Source organism: Mycobacterium sp. ACS4331 (assembly GCF_001667265.1).
GTDB lineage: Bacteria > Actinomycetota > Actinomycetes > Mycobacteriales > Mycobacteriaceae > Mycobacterium.
On sequence record NZ_LZHW01000014.1, the window covers coordinates 1 to 21,217 of the forward strand.

Genomic DNA, 21,217 nt, shown 5'->3' on the forward strand with positions numbered 1-21,217 from the left:
CGGGCCCCGGGGGGGGCCCCCCCGGGCGGGGGGGCCCGGGGCGGGACGGCGACCGGAGCCGGCCCCGGCCCCGGGGCCGGGCCCAACGGCACCGTCCGCGAGTTGATCGGGCCCTCCTGGATGGGCACCGGGGCACCCGGCAGGGTGGGCGCGGGCGCTCCGGGTTCGGCGGCGATCGGCAGACCGGGCGCCGGCGGCGGTGCGTTCGGGTTCGGCGGTGACGTGAGGACGCCGTCCGGTCCGGTGTAGTTGGGCCCGTAGGGGTTGTCGCCGAACGGGCCGACCGTCAGGCCCGCGCACGGCAGCGGGTTGGCCGGCGACGGGATACCGTCTGCGGGAGGCGTATACGAGCACGGCGAACCCGGTGGGACGGCGGGGCCCGGATGGTCGGGAGTGCCCTCCAGCACCGGCGGCGCCGGTGGCGGCGCCCCGTTGGCCTGCCGCTGCCCGTTCGGGTCGGGGAACTGGAACGCCGGCAGACCCGCGTTGCGCCAGAACTGCTCCGGGTCTATTCCCCGCTTCTTGAACGCCGCGTCGATGAAGGGCTGGAGCACCTGGCCGGTCAGCAGGTTGACCACCATGACCTTGAAGTAGGGTCCCGACCCCAGTGCCTCGGCCAGTGAGGCCGTGAACTTGCTGAGCGTGATCAGCACTTCCTGCAGGTCGTACTTGTGCTTGACGAGAAGGTCGGTGACCACGCGCAACTGTTCGAGCACGTGGTTGAGATTGGGGTTGTCGTTGACCAGACCCTGGAACTGCGCCGACACCAGCTGCACGTTGGACAGCAGGTTCGTGATGGCCTGCCCGCGGGCGTTGACGGCGGCCAGCAGCGTCTTGCTGTTGACCAGCAGGTCGTTGACCTGCCCACTGCGATCGCCGAGGACCTGGGCCACCTTGTTGGCGTTGGCCAGCAGTTTCTTGAACTGTTCGTCGCGCTTGCCGATGGTGTCGGAGAACCGGGCCACCCCGTCGAGTGCGGCGCTCAGGTTCGGATAGGTCTGATCGATGGTCTCCGACAACACATTCAGTGACCGCTTGACGGTCTGGATGTCCCAGCCGCCCGCGGCCTTGGTGACGTCGAAGAACGCATCGTAGATCTGGTACGGCGTGGTGCTCTGCCCGACGGGCAGTTGACCGCTGGCCCGCAGAATCTCACTGCCACGCGGTTCGACCTCGAGCACCTTCTTGCCCAGGATCGTGTCGGTGCGAATGGCCAGCCGGCTTTCGGTGCCGATCTGGTTGCCGCCCAACGTGAATCCCATGACGACATGGTCATTGTCGATGGCCACCGACTGGACGGTGCCGACATCGAGGCCCGCGATGCGCACCTTGTCGCCCGTGAGCAGCCCACCCGAATCGGTGAAGGCACCGTAGTAGACCGGCTGCGCGAACAACATCGGCGCACTGGAGAAGCTCTGGCCCACCCCGATCACGAGGATCACGATCACGATCCCGACCAGGCCATTGCGGATCCGGTTCGACCCCTCCAGAGTCCTCATTGCGGCGTGCACCTGCCGGTCGGCTGGGTGAACACCTTCACGGTGCGGACCGGTCCACCGGGCTGGGCACCGTTGAGTTTGAGGGTCAGGTCGCACAGATAGAAGTTGAAGAAGTCACCGTAGACGCCGCCCGCGCGGCCGATGATCTTCAGCGACGTGGGCAGTTTCGTCAAGATGTCGTCGACCTGCGCCTGCTCGTCGACAAGCGGCTGGGCGATGCCCTCGAGGCGGGCGATGGTGTCGTGGAGGATCGGCCGATTGTCGGCCAGCAGGTCACCCAGTGTGCCCGCGGCGTTGCTGATGCTCGCGGTGGAGTCGGCGATCGGGTCGGCGCGGTTCTTCAGCCCCGTGATCAGCTTCTCGAAATTGACCACGGTCTCGTCGAACTGCTTCTGATGCTTGACCGTCGTGGCGAGCACGGTGTTGAGGTTGTCGATCACCTCACCGATGGCCTGATCCCGGTCGGCCAGCGCCGACGTCAGCTGAGCGGTCTGGTCGAGGATGTCGCTGATCGTGCCGCCCTGGCCTTGGAAGACCGTGATGATCGACTGCGCGATCGTGTTCACCTTCTCCGGGTCCAGGGCGCGGAACACGGGCTTGAACCCGCCGATGAGCGCGTCGAGGTCGAGCGCCGGGGTGGTCCGCGACAGCGGGATGAACCCGCCGGGCGGCAGGATCTGGTCCGCGCCCTCGCCCTGCCCCCGCGCAAGATCCATGTAGCGGTTGCCGATCAGGTCCTGATACCGGATCTGGGCGGTCGTCGACTGGTAGAGCGGCAGGTTCCGGTCGACGTTGAAGGTGACCTTGACACGCTGCCCGCCGTCGACGAGTTCGATGTCCTCGACCTTGCCGACCTCCACGCCCGAGGCCCGGACGAACTGGCCGGCGCGAAGTCCACTCGCCGTCTTGAACTCCGCGGTGTAGGTGCTGGTGCGGTCGAATCGGATCTGGCCGAAGACCACGATGATGATCGCCGTGAAGAGCAGCAGCACCAGCGAGAAGGCGCCGAGTTTGATTGCGGTTCCGGTGATTCTCATGGGTTGATCGTGTTCTCCCCCACTTGGCGTCCCCAGACGTACTCGGTGAGGATGGGCTGGCCGAGTTCGAGATGGTTGTAGGGCGCGATCGAGGCACCGGTGTCCATCACGAGATACGGGGCGGGCCACAGGTGCCGGTCGATCGACTGCCAGCACCCCGGTGCGCCGCCCGGGCCGCCGCGCGCGTTGATCCTCGGCAGGTTGTCGGGATACACGTAGGGGTTCTCGGCGCCGAGGAAGGTGGTGTTGGTGTTCAGCGAATAGCCGTTTCCGCCAAGCGAATCGGCGACCTTGGGCGCGACGCTGGCGTAGTTGCGCACGGTGCAGAACAGTGCGGGACTGTAGGTGTCGAGCAGTTGAGCGGTGGGCACCAGGTCGGCCGCGCCGCGGATCAGATAGGGTCCGCCCCGCTCGAACACGTCGGCGCCGGTTTGGCCGAACCCGGTGGCCGCCAGCAGGGCCGCGTCGAGGTCGGCACGCCGCGCGTTGAAGGTGCGGGCCGTGGTCACCGCGCCCTCGAGCGCATTCCACAGATCCGGCGACGCTGCGGTGTACACGTCGGACAGGTCGGCCAATCGCTGTACGTCGTAACGGATCTGCGGCATCTTCGGGTTGATGTCGTCGAGGATCGCGTTGCCCTTGACCAGCGACTGACCGAACTTGTCGCCCAGACCGGTGAGCGACTGGGCCGCGGCCGACAACGTCAGGTTGAGTTTGACCGGGTCGATCTGTTCAGCGATCGAGGTGATGGTCTCGAACAGCGTGTTGAACTCGGTCGTCACTCCGGTCACGTCGATCACGTCGTCCGAGCTGATCCGCCGCGGATCGGGATCATCCGGCGAGGTGAAGGACACGTACTTGTTGCCGAACACTGTGGTGGCCTGGATGTTGGTGACCACATTGGCCGGGATCAGGTCGATGTAGCGGGGATTGACGTCGAGCGTCAGCCTGGCCCGCGTGGTGCCGTCCTGGTCGATCGGGTTCACCTCGGCGACGCGGCCGATCTGCACACCGTTGAACGTCACCTTCGACCCCGGGTCCATCACCAGACCGGCTCGGTCTGAGACCAGGGTCAGCTCGGTCTTGGGCTCGAAGCCGCCGCGGAACTGGATGTAGAGCGCGGTGGCCACGAGAGCGGTGATGAGCAGCAGCACCAGACCCGCGAGTTTGTATGGCGGAGTGCGGGGTTTGTTCTCCCCCATCCGGACCTGGTCCATGTTGGTCGTCATCGCGCTACACCGTGAGATTGAAGTTCGGGTCGGTGCCGTAGAGCGCCAACGAGGCGAACAGGACGACCACCACGATGGCCACCAGCGAGGTGCGCATCGACTTGCCGACCGCCTCTCCCACGCCGACGGCACCGCCGCTGGCGAAATAGCCGAAGTAGCAGTGGTTGAGCATCACGATGATCGACATGATGATCACTTCGAGGAAGGACCAGAAGACGTCGTCGACGCGCAGGAACGTGTTGAAGTAGTGCGAGTAGGTGCCGACCGACTGCGCGTAGAAGACCGTGGTGACCAACTGGGCGGAGAAGAACGACAACAGGATGGCCATGGCGTACAGCGGGATGATGACCACGGCGCCGGCCAGGATCCGTGTCGAGACCAGGTACGAGATCGACTTGATGCCCATGACTTCGAGCGCGTCGACCTCCTCGCTGATGCGCATGGCGCCGAGTTCGGCTGTGGCACCGGCACCCACGGTGGCCGCCAGGGCCTGACCCGTCACGATGGGCGCCACGACGCGGACGTTGGCCAGGGCCGCGAAGAACCCGGTGAACGCCTCCACGCCGATGTTGCCCAGCGAGGCGAAACCCTGGATGGCGATGAGCGAACCCGCCGACAGCGTGACGAATCCGATGATCGCGACCGTGCCGCCGATCACTGCCATGGCCCCGGTGCCCATGCCGATCTCGGCGATCAGGCGCAGGAGTTCACGGCGGTAGTTGCGCAGCGCGTGCGGGATCGACCCCACCGCCGTCAGGACGAACCATGCGACGTGGCCGAGGGTGTCGAGGAACCGCCCAGGCCATCCCACGAACCTCGTGACGTCGCTGTAGGCCCGGGGGAAGCGACTTCGCAGGACTTGGGTCGTCGACACGTCAGCGCCCCGTTCCGAACCGGACACCGATGGTGGTGAGCACGACGTTGACCGCGAACAACGCGACCACGCACAGCACCAGGGTCTCGTTGACGGCCGTGCCGACCCCCTTCGCGCCGCCCGCGACCGTCAGGCCGCGATAGCAGCCGACGAGGCCCGCGATCAATCCGAAGGTCAGCGCCTTGATCACCGAGATGAGCACCTCGGGAAGCCCTGTGATCAGCGTCAGCGTCGATACGTAGGCACCCGCCGAGACGTTCTGGATGTAGACGCCGAAGATGAACCCACCCACCAGGCCGATCGTGATCACCGCGCCGTTGAGCAGAAACGCGACGAACGTCGAGGCGACCACCCGCGGCAGCACCAGGCGGTGGATGGGATCGATGCCGAGCACCTCCAGGGCGTCGATCTCCTCGCGGATGGTCCGGGCGCCCAGATCGGCGCAGATGGCCGTCGACCCCGCGCCGGCGACGACGAGAACCGTGACGAGCGGCCCCAACTGGGTGACCGCGCCGAGCGCGGCCCCGGCGCCGGACACATCAGCGGCGCCGAACTCCGCCAACAGGATGTTGAGGGTGAAGATGATCAGCACTGTGAGCGGAATCGAGACGGCGACGGTGGGCAGGAACGCCACCCGCATCAGAAACCAGCTCTGCTCGATGAATTCGCGCCATTCGAACGGCCGCAGGACCGCTTTTCCGGTGAGCACGCACATGCGGAAGAACCCGCCCACCAACTCAAGGGGTGTGCGCAGCTGGTCGCGCACGTAGCCGGTGAGTCCGCCCGTCGACGCCGTCACAGAGCCGCCCTCACCCGGACGGCCGTGTGGCGCTGCAACGCTACGCGGAACTCCACGCCCCCTCCTGCCCCCCGCCCCAGATACGTGACGGCCGCCTCCCTACTCGGGAGTAGTAAGGCGGACCACAGGAATGTACCTGATCTTGGTGCGGCGGGGTGGCCCATCCGCGGGAATGAACCCCCCATTGTGACCTCGGCGTTTTCTTCGCCTACGTCAATCGGGTCCGGTCAACCCGGAAAGCGCTGAATTCGAACCCAATCCGCACCGATCCGCCCCAAAACATCATTCTCCGCCGGTGGCGAACCGCGACCGCAGTTCGGTTTTCAGCACCTTTCCGGCCGGATTCCTCGGCAGTGCGTCGACGATCTCGAGCGCCTTCGGGTGCTTGTAGCGGGCCAGTCGTTCGTTGAGGAAGTCCTCGAGATCGGCGAGCGCCAACTCATCCGACACGGCCGCCACGGCCACCGGCACCTCGCCCCACCTCTCGTCGACGCGCCCGATCACCGCCACCTCGACGATCGCCGGATGGGCGGCCAGCGCGTTCTCCACCTCGGCGCAGTAGATGTTCTCTCCACCGGAGATGATCATGTCCTTCTTGCGATCGACAACCCAGACGTAGCCCTCCTCGTCCTGGCGCACCAGGTCGCCCGAGTGGAACCACCCGCCCGCGAACGCCTCCGCGGTGGCCTGCGGGTTGTTCCAGTACCCCGCCATCAGTGTGGGTGCGCGATAGACGATTTCGCCCACTTCACCCACGGGGACGTCGTTCATGTTGTCGTCGACGACTCGGGCCGCCACGGTCGGGATCACCCGACCGACCGAGCCCAGCTTCCGCAGCGCGTCCTCACCCAGCAGCATGCACGTCACGGGCGACATCTCGGTCTGGCCGAAGGCCGCCAGGATCTTGGTGTTCGGGAACGTCTCGGCCATATCGCGCAGGAGCGTGTCCGACGCCGGTGCCGCGCCCCAGGACATGACGCGCAGCTTCAGATCGCGCGGTTGCGCCCGCTGGGCCTGGCACACGGCCTGCCACTGCGCGGGCACCAGGAAAATGCCGGTCACCTGTTCGGCTTCGAGCACGTCGAGGAGCTGGCCCGGGTCGAAGGCGCCGAGCGGGTGGATCACCGTCGGGTGTCCCAGCGTCAGGCCGGTCAGCATGTTGCCCACGCCGGCGATGTGGAACAGCGGGACGCCGATGAAGCCGACGTCGTTGTTCAGGTCGGCACCGTTGGTGAACAGCGCCGTCATGGTCTGCCCGAACAGGTTGGCGTGGGTCAGCACCGCCCCCTTGGGCCGGCCCGTGGTGCCCGAGGTGTACATGATCAGCGCGGGGTGGTCGTTCGGGATGTCAGCCACCGGATGGGCGTCGCCCTTCTCGGCGATCAGGTCCTCGTACCCCAGCAGGTCACCTTCGGTGGGGGCGCCGGCGACGATCACCGTCTCGGCCAGCGGCGCGATCTCACGCACCGCGCTGGCGACGGGGACAAGCAGGGGCTCGGTCACGACGACGCGGGATTCGCAGTCCTGCACCAGGAACCCGAGTTCCGGTGGGGTGAGCCGGAAGTTGACCGGCACCGCGATGGCCCCCAGCCGGTTGGCGGCCAGCACGGTCTCCATGAATTCGGGGCGGTTGAGCATCAGGACCATGACGCGGTCGCCGAAGGACACACCCCGACGGCTCAGGGCATCGGCCAGCGCGCTGACTCGACGGTCGAGCTCGGCCCACGTGATGCTCTTGCCCATGAATCGGATGGCGGTGTCCTCGGGCTGCATGAGGGCGTGTCGTGACAGCTGGTTGCTCCAGTTCTGCCGACGGGCCAGGTAGGGCTGTTCGGTGGGCGTCTGGGCACCCACACCATGAGCCAGCTGCGCGGTCAACGTCGTTCCCCTCACTTCGGATCTGCGGACTTGCGCGAATATTACATTTGATCAAACATTGGGTAGTCCTGGTCACACTATGAGGTCAAATCGCACCAGACAAGCCTGAAGGATGTAGAACCACACTGTGAACGCACCGGCCAGATCGCAGCGGACCGCGCTGCCGCGGCCAAAACTGCGCCGCGAGCAGCTGTCGGAGGAAGTGGCCGCACACCTGCGCGCCGAGATCATGTCGGGCACCCTGCGGCCCGGCACGTTCATCCGCCTCGACGAGACCGCGGCCCAGCTCGGCGTGAGCATCACGCCCGTCCGCGAGGCTCTGCTGACGCTGCGCGGTGAGGGCATGGTCGAACTCGAACCCCACCGCGGGCACGTCGTGGTGCCCCTGGACCGCCAGGACGTCGAGGACATCTTCTGGCTGCAGGCCACGATCGCCAAGGAGTTGGCGTCCTCGACCGTCGAACACATCACCGACGAGCAGATCGACCATCTCGAAAGCCTCACCACCACGCTCGCCGAGGCGGTGCAGGCCGCCGACGTCGACGCCGTCATCAGCGCGGAGTTCGAGTTCCACCGCGCGCTCAACCGCAGCGCGGGCCGGATCAAGCTGGCCTGGTTCCTGCTGCATGTGTCGCGCTACATGCCGCCGCGGGTCTACGCGGGTGACCCTACGTGGGGCACCGACGCCGTCGAACACCACCGCAAGCTGATCGGCGCGCTGCGCGAACGCGATCTGTCCGCCGTGACCGAGCTGACCGAATGGCAGTTCACCGACGGCGTCACGCGGTTGACCAGCATGCTGGAGAATACCGGGATCTGGGAGTAGCTCCACCCCGGTCTCAGAACTAGACCGCGAGCTCCTCCGCACGCTTCTTCAGGTTGTCCGCAAGATGTTCGAGGGCATCGTTGGCCACCTTCTTGACCATCATCGCGGGCACCGGGAATGTGGTCTCGACGTCCATGTCGACCGTCAGCAGCGACGTCGGGCCCATGCCGACCACGCTGAACAGCTGCTCCTGCTTGGAGAAGTGCTCCCCCTGCTGCATGACGGTCTGGATCTGATTGGGCGCCGGGTAGTACACCGCCTGGATGTAGGTGCCCTCATTGCCCTGGATCAGGGTGTCGAGTCGCAGCTGGCTGGGCCGGCCGTCGTCGTACCGGTGCAGGATCCAGCAGCCCTTGACCTCTTCGTTCCACTGCGGGTAGGCCTCGAAGTCGGCGACGATCCCCAGGATGACGTTCTCGTCAGCCGCCACCTCGACGGTCTTGCTCACGATAGGCATGCGAAGAGTGTAGGAGTGCCCGCACCGTCAGGCCCGAGCCACCGACCCTTCGCCCAGCGGGGTCTCGACGCGGATCTTCTCGTCGCGGATCAGACCACGCAGCAGCGCGGTGCTGAACTCGGCGGCGATCTCCTTCTCACTGCGGCGGCCGGAGGGGCGCAGCCAGCGGTAGGCACCCAGGGTCATCCCGATGTAGCCCAGTGCCAGGACGTGCGAGTCGCACTCGTAGAACTCGCCGCTGGCGATCCCGCGGTCGATCACGCCGTGCACGTGCTCGTAGACCAGGGCTTCCTTCTCCCGAATCTCGGCCACCTGTTCCTCGGTGAACCACTCGGTGATGTAGGGCTGCTCCTGGAAGTACACCGCGGCACCCTCGGGGTTCTCCGCGATCTGCTGGAGCAGGCGCACGGTGTACTGGTAGAGCGCCTCACGTGCCGACCACGACGGATCGTCGTGCACCGCGGCCAGCGTGCGTTCGGCGGCGCGCTGGTAGATGTCGAACAGGATCAGTGACTTGCTGGCGTAGTAGTGGTACACCGTCGCCTTGTTCAGGCCCACGACGTCGGCCACATCATCCATCCGGGTTCCGTGGTAGCCCCGCGCCGCGAACAGCTTGGTGGCCACGGCCAGGAGCTCCTCGCGGCGGCTCAAACCGTTCTCAGGCGGCATACTTGATCTCTCTGTCCCGGCCGGGGTCCCCAGCCTCCCAATCAACTAGTTGGCTAGTTTATGCAATGCCGCCGATAAGTACTGCGTCGGTGCCCGCGTGGTTAGACTGCTCACACCGGTGACTGGGAGGTTGGCTGATGGATCCGAACCCGGATTACGACGCGAGCGACGAGATCGAGTACTTCTTCTCGTGGCTCCCGTGGGCGCTGCGCGGCGCCTATCCGCCCCCGGCATACCCGCCGGTCTAAATCGCGGGAGTGCGCTCGATCTCGCAGTGTTGGCTCACCGACATGGACGGTGTGCTGGTCCATGAGGACCGGGCGCTGCCCGGCGCCGCGGAGTTCCTGGCCCGCCTCATGGAGAAGGCGCGGCCGTTTCTGGTTCTGACGAACAACTCCATCTACACCCCGCGCGATCTCGCCGCGCGGCTCGCCCGTACCGGTCTCGTGGTCCCCGAGCAGGCGATCTGGACCTCGGCGCTGGCCACCGCGACGTTCCTCAACGACCAGCTCCCCGGCGGGTCGGCCTATGTCATCGGCGAAGCCGGCCTGACCACCGCACTGCATGAGGTCGGCTACACCCTGACCGACGTCGATCCGGACTTCGTCGTCCTCGGCGAAACCCGCACCTACTCGTTCGAGGCGATCACCCGCGCCGTCCGGCTGATCGGCGACGGGGCACGGTTCATCGCGACCAACCCCGACGTCACGGGACCCTCGGCGGAGGGCCCGCTGCCCGCGACCGGGAGCGTCGCCGCCATGATCACCAAGGCCACCGGCCGCGAACCCTATTTCGTCGGCAAACCCAACCCGATGATGTTCCGCAGCGCACTGAACCGGATCGAGGCGCACTCGGAGAGTACGACCATGATCGGCGACCGGATGGACACCGATGTGGTGGCCGGCATCGAAGCCGGCCTCGACACCATCCTGGTGCTCACGGGTTCGACGCGGGCGGCCGACATCGAGCGCTACCCGTTCCGCCCCGGCCGGGTGCTGCCGTCGATCGCCGAGGTCATCGATCTGGTGTGACGGGCCGCCCCGAAACCGTCTGAATCACCAGCAGCACAGACACTTTCGCACCCACGCCCGCGCTGGTTGGCACGCACTAGGCCGCGGCCGACTTGACCGCCCTGCCCACCTCGGCGCGAAGCTTCGTGTACTCCGGCGAGCGCCGCAGTTCGTCGGGATCCACTCCCGTACGCGGCAGGTCGACGGGCAGGTCAAGAGCCACCGTGCCGGGCCGACGGGTCAGCACGACGATGCGCGTCCCCAGGAACGCCGCCTCGTCGGCGCTGTGCGTGACGAACACCGTCGTGCGTCCCGACGCCGCGCTGACCTGCCGGACGTCCTCCTGCAGACGCTCGCGCGTCAGCGCATCCAGCGCCGCGAACGGCTCGTCCAGCAGAAACAGCGGCGTCTCGGCCGCCAGCGCCCTGGCGATCGCGACGCGCTGCTGCTGCCCGCCGCTGATCTCCCAGATCCTGCGGTGCGCGGTGCCCTCGAGGCCGACCCGCTCGAGAAGCTCGGCCCGACGCTGAGCCCGCCGGTCCCGCGGCACCTTGGCGTACTTCAGTGCCAGGTCGACGTTCCCGCCGACCGAACGCCACGGGAACAGCCGCGGCTGCTGGAACACCACACCGGCGGTGACGCCCGGCGTGGGCGTGCGCCCGGACACCTCGACCTGGCCCTGGGTGGGGGATTCGAACCCGGCGATCAGCCGCAGCAGCGTGCTCTTGCCGCAGCCGGACGCGCCCACCAGCACAAGGAACGCGCCCGGCTCGACCTCGAGGTCGACGGGGCCCAGCGCCGTCACATCGCCGTAGCGGTGCTCCACGCTGTTGATGCGCAGAGCACCATGGGCGTCACTGGGTGATGGCACCCGGCAGCCCCTTGGTGTAGATCGCCTCCTGGAAGACCTCCAACGGTGCGGCCGAGGGGATCTGTTTCTGGTCGGCCAGGAACTGCGAAGCGCTCTGCAGGTTCACCGCGAGGTTGCCCGGCTTGCCCTCGGTGCCCAGCCAGTCCTGCGAGACCACCTCGGCCGGCGTCAGGAACACCGTCTGCTTGAGCTGGCCCGCGACATCCTCAGGGGTCAGCCCGATCTCGGCGGCGATGGCCTTGGCCGCGACCTCGGGCTCGTCGTGGATCGTGTTGAGCGCACGGGCCTGCTGCTGACGCCAGACATCGACCACCTCGGGGTGCGCCTCGGCGAACTCGGTGGACACCGTCGCCAGATCGAGCGTCGGCTTGCCGGCCTGGGCCAGCTCGCGACTGGTGATCAGGTCCTTGCCGGTCTTGCGCAGCTGGTCCAGGGTCGGCAGCCAGGAGTACGCCGCATCGATGTCACCGCGCTCCCAACCCGCCAGGATGGCCTGCGGCTGCAGGTCGATGAGCTGGACATCCTTGGCGGACAGCCCATTCTGGGACAGCGCGGCCAGCAGGCTGTAGTGCGCGGTGGAGGCGAACGGCGTGGCGATGCGCTTGCCCTTGAGGTCGGCGACGGTGTTGATGCCGCTGCCGTCGCGAGCCACGAGCGCCTCGTTGTCACCGGCGACGTCCAGCACGAACGCGACCTTGTAGGGGATGTTCAGCGGTTCGGACAGGCCACGAGCCACCGGGCTTGATCCGAGCGCCCCGAAGTCCAGTTCCTTGGCGACGAACGCGGTGTTGACGTCGGCGCCGGAGTCGAACTTGGTCCACTTGATGTTGTAGTCCGGCAGTGCCTCTTCAAGCCACCTGCTGTTCTTGACGATCAGATCGCCGCTGGGAAAGGTCTGGTAGCCGATGCGGATGGTCGGCTTGTCGGCACTTCGCTCCGACTTGTCCACCGAGCAGGCCGAAAGGCCCACCACAGCAAGTGAACTCGCCGCGATGGCGGCGACCAGGGACGTGATCTTCATATCTTTTCTACACCTTTCCGATCCAGGGAACAGCGCGCCTCTCCAGGGCGCGAAGCAGACCGTCGATGACCAGGCCGGAGAACCCGATGGCGAAGATTCCGACCAGGACGACGGGGGTGTTGTTGTAGTTGCTGGCGTCCTTGACCAGGCCACCCACACCGGGGATGCCGTTGAAGAGTTCGGCGGCGACCACCGACGAGTAGGCCATGCCGACGGCCAGGCGGATGCCGGTGAAGGTCTCGGGCAGCGCCGAGGGCACCACGACGTCGCGGATCACCTCGGCGCGACTGGCGCCGAGCGCGCGGGCGGCCTCCTGCAGGCCGATCGGCGCAGCCACGACGGCGGCCGTCGTGGCGACCGCGGCGGGGGGCAGTGCCGCCAGCGCCAGCAGCGTGATCTTGGGGGCCTCGTCGATGCCCAGCCAGATCACCAGGAGGAAGAAGTACGCCAGGGGCGGCAGCGCGCGCAGGAAGGTCAGCCACGGCTCCAGGACGCTGCGCATCCAACTGACCGAACCCATCACCAGCCCCAGCAGCACACCGACCGTGACGCCGATGAGGACGCCGGCGAACACTCGCCGCAGCGTCATGTAGAGGTGTTCCCACAACAGGTAGCCGGCGTACCCGCGCACACCGTCGTGCGTGCTCGAGATGTCCAGGAATGCCCGCCACACCGTGGCCGGATAGGGCACGAAGGTCTGGTTCCAGACGCCGCTGACCGCGGCGATCTGCCAGCCGGCCAGGAAGACCAGCACCGACAGCACGGGCAGCGCGGCCCTGGTCAGCCGCCCCCTCAGGGGATTCTGGCGTGCGCCGACGCGCGCCGGCGTGCTGACGGCGTCAGGCGGCGTGATGTCGACGAAGACGGACACGGGGGTTCCTTCTGGGGCTGAGGGCAAAGCGGGACGAGTGACCGGCCTTCAGCGACAACAGCAGTGCCCCGACGTCTTCTTCACCGGACACAGGTACCGCGCCCGCGACACCTGCGGCAACAGTCCGATTCATCGTGAATCTAAATGCCGCTTCGTCTTGACGGCACGCGCGTGCCGTGCGATGCGGTGTCCATCTCTGCGGCGCGACGCGCGAATCCGTGCCAGCATTGGGTCATGGCCTCAGACGTCAGCTCGCGCAGCGACGTTCAGTCACGCCGAGTCGAGTTGGGACCGGCGTCCCTGCTGTGGCGCTGGGCCGGGGACATGCGCATCGCGTTCGAGGGAGGCACGGCCGGGCTGATGCAGACCATGCACCCCGCGATCGGTCAGGGTCTGATCGATCACTCCAACTTCTTCGATGATCCCGTCGACCGGGTGTTCCGTTCCCTGCCAGGCATTCTGGGCACCGTGTACGACGGGCCCGCCGCGTCGGAGACCGGCGCGAGGGTGCGCGACTTCCACCGAGACATCAAGGGCGTCCTGCCCTCCGGCCAGCGGTACCACGCGCTGACACCCGAGACCTACTGGTGGGCGCATGCGACCTTCCAGATGATGGTGCACCGGCTGGCCGAACACTGGGACACCCACCGGCTCACCAACGCCGAGCGGGAGCAGCTCTATGCGGAGGGCTGCGAGTGGTATCGGCGCTACGGGATGACCGAGTCGGTGCTGCCGCCGACCCTGGCCGAGTTCAACCGCAAGTACGAGCGCTACTGCGGTGAAGTGCTGCAACCCAATCCGGCATCGGATTACCTCATCGAATTCATCGGTCGCCCAGCCATTCCCGACATGAGTGTGTCGCCGGACTATCCGGCTCATCCGATGATGAAGCCGCTCACGGACCGGCTGCTGCCCAGCCTCCCGGTCCGCCTCGCGCTCGCCCCGCCGATGCGGCTGGTCATCTTCGGCGGTCTGCCGCCGATCGTCCGGGAGCGGTTCGGAATTCGGTGGCGACGGGCGGACGAACACAGTTACCGCGCGGTGCGCACCGCGATCAGGTCGGGGTGGCGCACCGTCCCGGCATCGTTGCGCTGGCACAAGGCCGCCCGTAGGGGCTGGCTTCGCGAACTGGGCCGGGTGCCGCGCTCGGCGCCGGTCAGCGACCCGCGGTCTCAGGCAGCGCGAAGACGCTGACGAGACTGACCGTCGCGAGCGCGCCCATCATCACCGCCAAGGCCCCTCCGCCGTAGGAGTTCAGCAGCATCGGTGAGATCACCGGTGGCAGCGCGCCACCGATCACCGCACCGAGAGTGTGGGACAACGCGGCCCCGGAGTAGCGGTACTGCGGCGCGAAGATCTCCGGCAGGAACGCCGCCATCGGCCCCATGCAGACACCGATCAGCGCATACGTGGCCACGATTGCCACACCGAACACCACCTGACTGCCCGTCTCGACCAACGGGAAGAGCACGAACGACCACGGCACCGCGACGGCGAACCCGATCGCGAGGATGCGCCTGCGACCGTAGGTGTCGCTGAGCATCGCCGACGCGATGACCAGCAGCACCTCGCACAGCCCGCCGATCACACCCATCAAGAGGACGAAGTTCATCGAGAACTTCAGATGATCGGTGGCGTAGTGCGTGAAGAACGTCGTGGCCTGAAAGACCAGCATCGGTGCGCACACCGCGACGCCGGCGGCCAGCAGCATCTGGCGGCCCTGCCGTCGCACCAGGGCGGCGATCGGCGCGCCGGGATCGGCCGGCGTCTCGTCGAACACCGGCGACTCCTCGACGCGCAACCGAATGTAGAGCGCGGTCGCGATCAGCACCGCCGACAGCAGAAACGGGATGCGCCAACCCCACTGCAGAAACGCCTCGCTGTCCTGACCGAGTCCGAAGTGCACGACGAGGAACACCAGGTTCGCCATCACCACCGCGGTGCCGAGCCCGATCTGGGTGAACATCCCGTAGAAGCCACGCCGATGGGCCGGTGCGTTCTCCGCGCTGAGCAGCACCGCACCGGCCCATTCGCCGCCGACGGCGAAGCCCTGGATCAGCCGCAGCGTGATCAGCAGCAGGGGCGCGGCGACACCGATCGATGCGGTGCTGGGGATCAGGCCGACGCCCACGGTGGCGACACCCATCAGCAGCAGCGTCACCACCAGCGTCTGCTTGCGACCGATCCGGTCGCCGAAGTGGCCGAACACCGCCGCCCCGATGGGCCGGGCCAGGAATGCCGCGGCGAACGCGCCCAATGCGGCGGTCGTGGCCATCACGTGACTGAGTTCGGGGAAGAACACCGTCGGGAACACCAGCGCGGCGGCCGTGCCGTAGATGAAGAAGTCGTAGAACTCGATGGCCGACCCCACGTAGCTGGCCATCGAGATCCGGCGCAACGACGGGGAGGGGGCGGGTGCCGCCGTAACTTCAGTCATGGAGATGATGGTCTCGCGATCCCCCGCAAGGGCGCGTCCGACAGTCGGTGGAACCGCCGGAGGAATTGCGTTGTCCGCCAATCGGTGGACGTTCTTCGCCCAGTCTCGGGCGCGCAGTACTGCACCGATACAGACCGGTACCGAGGGTAACGGCATGCGCCACCTCGCGGGCGGTACTCCTACACTTGCATCTTTGACCCCGCCCTGAGCCAACGAGATCGGATCTGAGAAACGATGATCATCGGGATACCGCGCGAGTCCCTGCCTGGGGAGACGCGTGTCGCGGCCACCCCCGCGACGGTCGCGCAGCTGATCAAGCTCGGCTACTCCGTGCTGGTGGAATCCGGCGCGGGAGCCGCCGCGAGTTTCTCCGACGGCGCCTACAGCGAGGCGGGTGCCGAGATCGGATCGGCCGAGGCGGCCCTGGCATGCGATGTGGTGCTCAAGGTCAACGCACCGGACAACGGCGAGATCGCGGCCCTGCGGGACGGGGCGACGCTGATCAGCCTGCTGTCCCCGGCGCTGCGGCCTGAGCTCGTCGAGCAGTTGGCCACCCGCCCGATCACCGCGCTGGCCATGGACGCCGTCCCGCGGATCTCGCGCGCACAGTCACTGGATGTGCTGTCCTCGATGGCCAACATCGCCGGCTACCGCGCCGTCGTCGAGGCCGCGCACACCTTCGGCCGGTTCTTCACCGGTCAGGTGACCGCGGCGGGCAAGGTGCCGCCGGCCAAGGTGCTCGTGGTGGGCGCCGGGGTGGCCGGCCTGGCCGCCATCGGCGCCGCGGGCAGCCTGGGTGCGATCGTGCGTGCCACCGATCCCCGCCCCGAGGTCGCCGACCAGGTCGCCTCCCTCGGCGGGGAGTACCTGGCGGTCGACCCGGCCGCCGCCGAGGTGTCGGCCACCGGCTACGCCAAGGAGATGGGCGAGGACTACAAGGCCCGCGAGGCCAAGCTGTATGCCGAGCAGGCTGGCGACGTCGACATCATCATCACCACCGCGCTGATCCCGGGTAAGCCCGCGCCGCGCATCATCACCGCCGAGATGGTGGCCTCGATGAAGCCGGGCAGCGTGATCGTCGACATGGCCGCGGCCAACGGCGGCAACGTCGAGGGCACGGTCAAGGACCAGGCCGTGGTCACCGACAACGGCGTGACGATCATCGGCTACACCGACCTGGCCGGTCGGCTGCCCGCCCAAGCCTCCCAGCTGTACGGCACCAACCTGGTGAACCTGCTCAAGCTGCTGACCCCCAACAAGGACGGCCAGCTGACCCTCGATTTCGACGACGTCGTGCAGCGGTCGGTGACCGTGGTCCGCGACGGGGAGATCACCTGGCCGCCGCCGCCGGTGCAGGTCTCTGCCGCACCCGCCGCCGCTGCCGCCGCCGCTCCCGTGGTGGCCAAGCCGGTCAAGGAGCCCATGTCGACCGGACGCCGGCTCGGGCTGACCTTCGCGGCCGCGGCCGTGCTGTTCGCACTCATCGCGCTGTCACCGACCGCGCTGCAGGTGCACCTGACGGTGTTCGCGCTGGCGATCGTGATCGGCTACTACGTGATCGGCAATGTGCACCACGCGCTGCACACCCCGCTGATGTCGGTGACGAATGCGATCTCCGGGATCATCGTGGTCGGTGCGCTGCTGCAGATCGGGCACGGCATCGGATCGGGCGGCACCACGATCACCGCACTGGCGTTCGTGGCGATCCTGCTCGCCAGCATCAACATCTTCGGCGGTTTCGCGGTCACGCGCCGCATGCTGGCCATGTTCTCCCGCAGCTGATTCACCCGCAGCCAGCCGTCTGCCTCCACTCCCACTTTTCGGAACGGATTCATGTTCACTCTGGAAACCGCCGCCACCGCGGCCTACGTCGTCGCGGCCCTGCTGTTCATCCTCGCGCTGGCCGGACTGTCCAAGCACGAGACGTCACGGGCGGGAAACACCTTCGGCATCACCGGCATGGCGGTCGCGCTGATCGCCACCATCGCCCTCGCCCTGGCCCGGCACATCGAACCCCTCGGACTGGCGCTGCTGATCGGCGCGACGGCCGTCGGCGCCGCGATCGGGCTGTGGCGGGCCAAGGTCGTCGAGATGACCGGCATGCCCGAACTCATCGCGCTGCTGCACAGCTTCGTCGGTCTGGCCGCGGTCCTGGTCGGCTGGAACGGCTACCTGCACGTCGAAGGTGACGCAGGCGGGGCCGAGGCCGCCAAGCTGGCCGGTGAGGGCATGCTGGGCATCCACTCCGCCGAAGTCGTCATCGGTGTGTTCATCGGCGCGGTCACCTTCACGGGTTCGATCGTGGCCAACCTCAAGCTGTCGGCGCGCATCAAGTCCGCACCGATGATGCTGCCGGGCAAGAACCTCCTCAACGTGGGCGCGCTGGTGGCCTTCCTGGCGCTGACGGTGTGGTTCGTCATCGACCCCTCGCTGTGGCTGCTGGTCGCGGTGACCGTGCTCGCCCTGCTGCTGGGCTGGCACCTGGTGGCCTCCATCGGCGGCGGCGACATGCCCGTCGTGGTCTCGATGCTCAACAGCTACTCCGGCTGGGCCGCAGCCGCCTCCGGCTTCCTTCTCGGCAACGACCTGCTGATCATCACCGGCGCACTCGTCGGCTCCTCCGGTGCCTACCTGTCCTACATCATGTGCAAGGCCATGAACCGCTCGTTCATCTCGGTGATCGCCGGCGGCTTCGGCATCGAAGCGGGCCCGAGCGAGGACAAGGACTACGGCGAACACCGCGAAATCAACGCCGAAGCCGCCGCCGAGCTGCTCACCTCGGCCAAATCGGTGATCATCACCCCCGGCTACGGCATGGCCGTCGCCCAAGCCCAGTACGGTGTCGCCGACCTGACCCGCAAGCTGCGCGACCGCGGCATCGACGTCCGCTTCGGCATCCACCCCGTCGCCGGCCGCCTGCCCGGACACATGAACGTGCTGCTCGCCGAAGCCAAGGTCCCCTACGACATCGTGCTGGAGATGGACGAGATCAACGACGACTTCGACGGCACCTCCGTCGTCCTGGTCATCGGCGCCAACGACACCGTCAACCCGGCCGCCTCCGAGGACCCCAGCAGCCCCATCGCCGGCATGCCGGTGCTCACCGTCTGGGACGCCGACAACGTCATCGTGTTCAAACGCTCCATGGCCTCCGGATACGCCGGCGTGCAGAACCCGCTGTTCTTCCGCGACAACACCCAGATGCTCTTCGGCGACGCCAAAGACCGCGTCGACGCAATCCTGGCCGCGCTGTAGAACAGCCGCCGAGGGTCGGCCCCCCGTCAAGCCATTTCGGCACTGCAATATCGTGGAGCGCACAGCTCCCAACCAATCGGTTGGGAGCAGGTCGGAACGAGAGGCCAGTCGGATGGATTTCGCGATGTCGGCGAAGGGGCAGGACTACCACAAGCGGCTCACTGAGTTCATGGTCGAGCACGTCTTCCCCGCCGAGAAGTCCTACGACGAGTACCGCGAGGAGAAGGGCCACAAGGATTTCACGGTCCCGCCGGTCGTCGAGGAACTCAAGAAGATCGCCAAGTCCCAGGGCCTGTGGAACCTGTTCCTGCCCTCGGTGTCCGGCCTGACCAACCTCGAGTACGCGCCGCTGGCAGAGATCTCCGGGTGGAGCACCGAGATCGCCCCGGAGGCGATCAACTGCGCCGCCCCCGACACCGGCAACATGGAGACCCTGCACCTGTTCGCCACCGAGGAGCAGCGCAAGCAGTGGCTCGAACCGCTGCTGGCTGGTGAGATCCGTTCGGCGTTCTCGATGACCGAGCCCGCGGTGGCCTCCAGCGACGCCCGCAACATCCAGACCGAGATCGTCCGCGACGGCGACCACTACGTCATCAACGGACGCAAATGGTGGACCTCGGGTGCCAACGATCCGCGCTGCAGGCTGCTGATCGTCATGGGCCGGACCAACCCCGACGCCGCCAGCCATCAGCAGCAGTCGATGATCCTGGTGCCCGCCGACACCCCCGGCGTCAACATCCTGCGCTCCACGTCGGTGTTCGGCTGGCAGGACCAGCACGGTCACGCCGAGATCGTCTACGACAACGTCCGCGTCCCGGCCACCAACCTGCTGGCGGAGGAGGGCATGGGCTTCGCGATCGCCCAGGCCCGTCTCGGCCCCGGCCGCATTCACCACTGCATGCGCGCCATCGGTGTCGCCGAGCGCGCGCTGGCACTGATGGTCGACCGGGTGCAGAACCGCATCGCGTTCGGCAAGCCGTTGGCCGAGCAGGGCATGGTGCAGCACGCGATCGCGGTGTCCCGCAATGAGATCGATCAAGCCCGCATGCTGTGCCACAAGGCCGCCTGGACCATCGACCAGCACGGCAACAAGGCCGCGCACGGACTGGTGTCGCAGATCAAGGCCGTTGCTCCCCAGATGGCCTGCAACGTGATCGACCGCGCCATCCAGACCCATGGCGCCGCAGGCGTCTCCGACGACACGGTGCTGGCCCGGATGTACGGCTGGCAGCGCGCCATGCGGATCTTCGACGGCCCAGACGAGGTGCACCTGCGCACCATCGCGCGCCACGAACTGGGTGCCGAGAAGAGCCCACTGGCCGCGGCGGTCACGCCCAAGTGACGAAGGAACTGTCCGGGGGCTGGAACTTCCGCGACGTCTCCACGTCGACGTCGCAGGCCATCGCTCCCGGACGGCTCTTCCGCGCCGGTGAGCTCAGCCAACTCGACGACACGGGCGTGCAGCAGTTGCGCGCGCTCGGTGTGACCGACGTCGCGGATCTGCGCACCGCGATCGAGGTCGAGAAGCACGGTGCCGACCTGGTCCCCCATGGGGTCGTCGTACATCTGCTGCCGTTCGTCGAGGTCGTCGTGTCGATCGACGGTGACGCCCCGCACGAGAATGCCTTTTCGCGCCTGATGACCGAGAAGCCCGACGAGGAGTCGGTGTTCGACGCCGCACAGCGCTACATGACCGAGGAGTACACGCGTTTCGCGAAGGCACCTGGCGCCGCGCGGGCAGTGAATCGCATGGTCACGCTGCTGGCGGGCGGATCGTCGGTGCTGACGCACTGCTTTGCCGGCAAGGACCGCACGGGATTCTCCGTCGCGGTGATCCTTGAGGCCGCCGGCCTCGACCGGGACACGGTGATGGCCGACTACCTGGCCAGCAATGCCGCGGCGCCGCGCCTGCGGGAATTGATCATGGAGCGCATCGCCAAACGTTTCAATGGCGAGATCCCGGATGAGGCACGCGAATTCACCGAGGCCCGGCTCTCCGATGACGTGCTCGGTGTCCGCGCGGAGTACCTGGAGGCGGCGCTGCGGACCATCGAGGCGGACTTCGGCTCGGTCGAGGGTTACGTGCGCTCGACGTCGGTCAGCGACGAGGACCTCGCGCGCCTGCGCACCGCACTTCGCGGGTGATTTCGGCGCGGTAGCAGGCGCCCAGCGCCGGAATGCGCGCCGAAATCATGGTCGATCAGGCGTCCTCGAGCGCCTCACCGACCTCCTGCACAATCCGGTTGTGGTCGTCCTGCGCCATCAGGTGTCCGGCGCCGATGAGCAGCGCGACCGGCCAGTCGATGATCTCCACCGCCGCGAGGACCCCCAGCGCACAGTAGAAGGCCAGCTGTTCGGGCGGTGGCACCCGCACCCGACCGATCACCGGCAACGTCATGGTGAACCCCTGCGCAGTGCGCACGACCTGCACCGCGTCGCGGTGTCCCTGCCCCCGTTTCGAGTCTTCGACCATTGGTCACCTTC

General features: G+C 67.3%; 21 protein-coding genes. 8 read left to right on the plus strand and 13 right to left on the minus strand.

The genetic code is table 11. The features are described 5' to 3' along the window. The 6 genes from A5727_RS04830 to fadD5 form a co-directional block, all read right to left on the minus strand. The coding region (locus A5727_RS04830; protein WP_068245551.1) for an MCE family protein at positions 1-1,499 on the minus strand (1,499 nt) is incomplete at its 3' end. Then, positions 1,496-2,536, minus strand: a complete 1,041-nt coding sequence (locus A5727_RS04835) for a virulence factor Mce family protein (RefSeq protein WP_068245388.1) — start codon at positions 2,534-2,536, stop codon at positions 1,496-1,498. The genes A5727_RS04835 and A5727_RS04830, both read right to left, overlap by 4 nt. Further along, on the minus strand, positions 2,533-3,765 hold the full coding sequence (locus A5727_RS04840) for an MCE family protein (protein ID WP_286150023.1): 1,233 nt from the start codon (positions 3,763-3,765) through the stop codon (positions 2,533-2,535). Before A5727_RS04840 ends, A5727_RS04835 begins: the two co-directional genes overlap by 4 nt. Before the next feature lie 4 nt (positions 3,766-3,769). Then, positions 3,770-4,639, minus strand: coding sequence for an MlaE family ABC transporter permease (locus A5727_RS04845; protein WP_068245558.1), 870 nt, complete (start codon positions 4,637-4,639; stop codon positions 3,770-3,772). A gap of 1 nt (position 4,640) precedes the next feature. Continuing rightward, positions 4,641-5,438: an MlaE family ABC transporter permease gene (locus A5727_RS04850; protein WP_068245391.1), complete on the minus strand. Its 798-nt coding sequence runs from the start codon at positions 5,436-5,438 to the stop codon at positions 4,641-4,643. Positions 5,439-5,720: 282 nt separating this feature from the next. Then, positions 5,721-7,316, minus strand: a complete 1,596-nt coding sequence (fadD5, locus tag A5727_RS04855; RefSeq protein WP_068245561.1) for a fatty-acid--CoA ligase FadD5 — start codon at positions 7,314-7,316, stop codon at positions 5,721-5,723. Between the two features lie 127 nt (positions 7,317-7,443). Between fadD5 and A5727_RS04860 the strand changes: the two genes are divergently transcribed. Further along, complete coding sequence (locus tag A5727_RS04860) at positions 7,444-8,142, plus strand: GntR family transcriptional regulator (RefSeq protein ID WP_068245394.1); 699 nt, start codon at positions 7,444-7,446, stop codon at positions 8,140-8,142. A 19-nt stretch (positions 8,143-8,161) separates the two neighbouring features. Here A5727_RS04860 and A5727_RS04865 read toward each other — a convergent pair whose 3' ends face one another. Then, a complete protein-coding gene (locus A5727_RS04865) occupies positions 8,162-8,599 on the minus strand; it encodes an SRPBCC family protein (RefSeq protein ID WP_068245397.1) in 438 nt (145 codons plus the stop codon). A 27-nt stretch (positions 8,600-8,626) separates the two neighbouring features. Next, on the minus strand, positions 8,627-9,268 hold the full coding sequence (locus A5727_RS04870) for a TetR-type transcription factor C-terminal domain-containing protein (RefSeq protein WP_068245401.1): 642 nt from the start codon (positions 9,266-9,268) through the stop codon (positions 8,627-8,629). Positions 9,269-9,402: 134 nt separating this feature from the next. Here A5727_RS04870 and A5727_RS28045 point away from each other — a divergent pair, with 134 nt between their 5' ends. Then, complete coding sequence (locus tag A5727_RS28045; protein ID WP_502687657.1) at positions 9,403-9,516, plus strand: hypothetical protein; 114 nt, start codon at positions 9,403-9,405, stop codon at positions 9,514-9,516. Between the two features lie 9 nt (positions 9,517-9,525). After that, entirely contained in the window at positions 9,526-10,299 is a 774-nt protein-coding gene (locus A5727_RS04875; RefSeq protein ID WP_068245405.1) for an HAD-IIA family hydrolase, read from the plus strand. A gap of 76 nt (positions 10,300-10,375) precedes the next feature. Here the strand turns inward: A5727_RS04875 and A5727_RS04880 are convergent, their stop codons facing one another. The 3 genes from A5727_RS04880 to A5727_RS04890 are packed head-to-tail and all read right to left on the minus strand — an operon-like array spanning position 10,376 to position 13,041. Next, the gene (locus A5727_RS04880; protein WP_068245407.1) at positions 10,376-11,149 is read right to left on the minus strand and encodes an ABC transporter ATP-binding protein; all 774 of its coding nucleotides are present in this window, start codon (positions 11,147-11,149) and stop codon (positions 10,376-10,378) included. Then, a complete protein-coding gene (locus A5727_RS04885; RefSeq protein ID WP_068245409.1) occupies positions 11,133-12,170 on the minus strand; it encodes a taurine ABC transporter substrate-binding protein in 1,038 nt (345 codons plus the stop codon). Before A5727_RS04885 ends, A5727_RS04880 begins: the two co-directional genes overlap by 17 nt. A gap of 7 nt (positions 12,171-12,177) precedes the next feature. After that, a complete protein-coding gene (locus tag A5727_RS04890; protein WP_068245411.1) occupies positions 12,178-13,041 on the minus strand; it encodes an ABC transporter permease in 864 nt (287 codons plus the stop codon). Between the two features lie 234 nt (positions 13,042-13,275). Here A5727_RS04890 and A5727_RS04895 point away from each other — a divergent pair, with 234 nt between their 5' ends. After that, the gene (locus A5727_RS04895; protein ID WP_068245417.1) at positions 13,276-14,235 is read left to right on the plus strand and encodes an oxygenase MpaB family protein; all 960 of its coding nucleotides are present in this window, start codon (positions 13,276-13,278) and stop codon (positions 14,233-14,235) included. Here A5727_RS04895 and A5727_RS04900 read toward each other — a convergent pair. Beyond that, entirely contained in the window at positions 14,198-15,478 is a 1,281-nt protein-coding gene (locus A5727_RS04900) for an MFS transporter (RefSeq protein WP_082949605.1), read from the minus strand. The two genes, A5727_RS04895 and A5727_RS04900, sit on opposite strands and share 38 nt — an antisense overlap. A 234-nt stretch (positions 15,479-15,712) precedes the next feature. Between A5727_RS04900 and A5727_RS04905 the strand changes: the two genes are divergently transcribed. From A5727_RS04905 to A5727_RS04920, 4 genes are all read left to right on the plus strand, one after another. Next, positions 15,713-17,260, plus strand: a complete 1,548-nt coding sequence (locus A5727_RS04905; RefSeq protein ID WP_068245425.1) for a Re/Si-specific NAD(P)(+) transhydrogenase subunit alpha — start codon at positions 15,713-15,715, stop codon at positions 17,258-17,260. A gap of 51 nt (positions 17,261-17,311) precedes the next feature. Then, the gene (gene pntB, locus A5727_RS04910) at positions 17,312-18,733 is read left to right on the plus strand and encodes a Re/Si-specific NAD(P)(+) transhydrogenase subunit beta (protein ID WP_068245428.1); all 1,422 of its coding nucleotides are present in this window, start codon (positions 17,312-17,314) and stop codon (positions 18,731-18,733) included. Between the two features lie 124 nt (positions 18,734-18,857). Then, a complete protein-coding gene (locus A5727_RS04915; RefSeq protein ID WP_068245566.1) occupies positions 18,858-20,075 on the plus strand; it encodes an acyl-CoA dehydrogenase family protein in 1,218 nt (405 codons plus the stop codon). Next, positions 20,072-20,878, plus strand: coding sequence for a tyrosine-protein phosphatase (locus A5727_RS04920; protein WP_068245431.1), 807 nt, complete (start codon positions 20,072-20,074; stop codon positions 20,876-20,878). Before A5727_RS04915 ends, A5727_RS04920 begins: the two co-directional genes overlap by 4 nt. A gap of 55 nt (positions 20,879-20,933) precedes the next feature. On the opposite strand, the gene A5727_RS04925 is transcribed toward A5727_RS04920, so the two are convergent. Continuing rightward, positions 20,934-21,206, minus strand: a complete 273-nt coding sequence (locus tag A5727_RS04925) for a hypothetical protein (protein ID WP_068245436.1) — start codon at positions 21,204-21,206, stop codon at positions 20,934-20,936. Between the last annotated feature and the right edge of the window lie 11 nt (positions 21,207-21,217).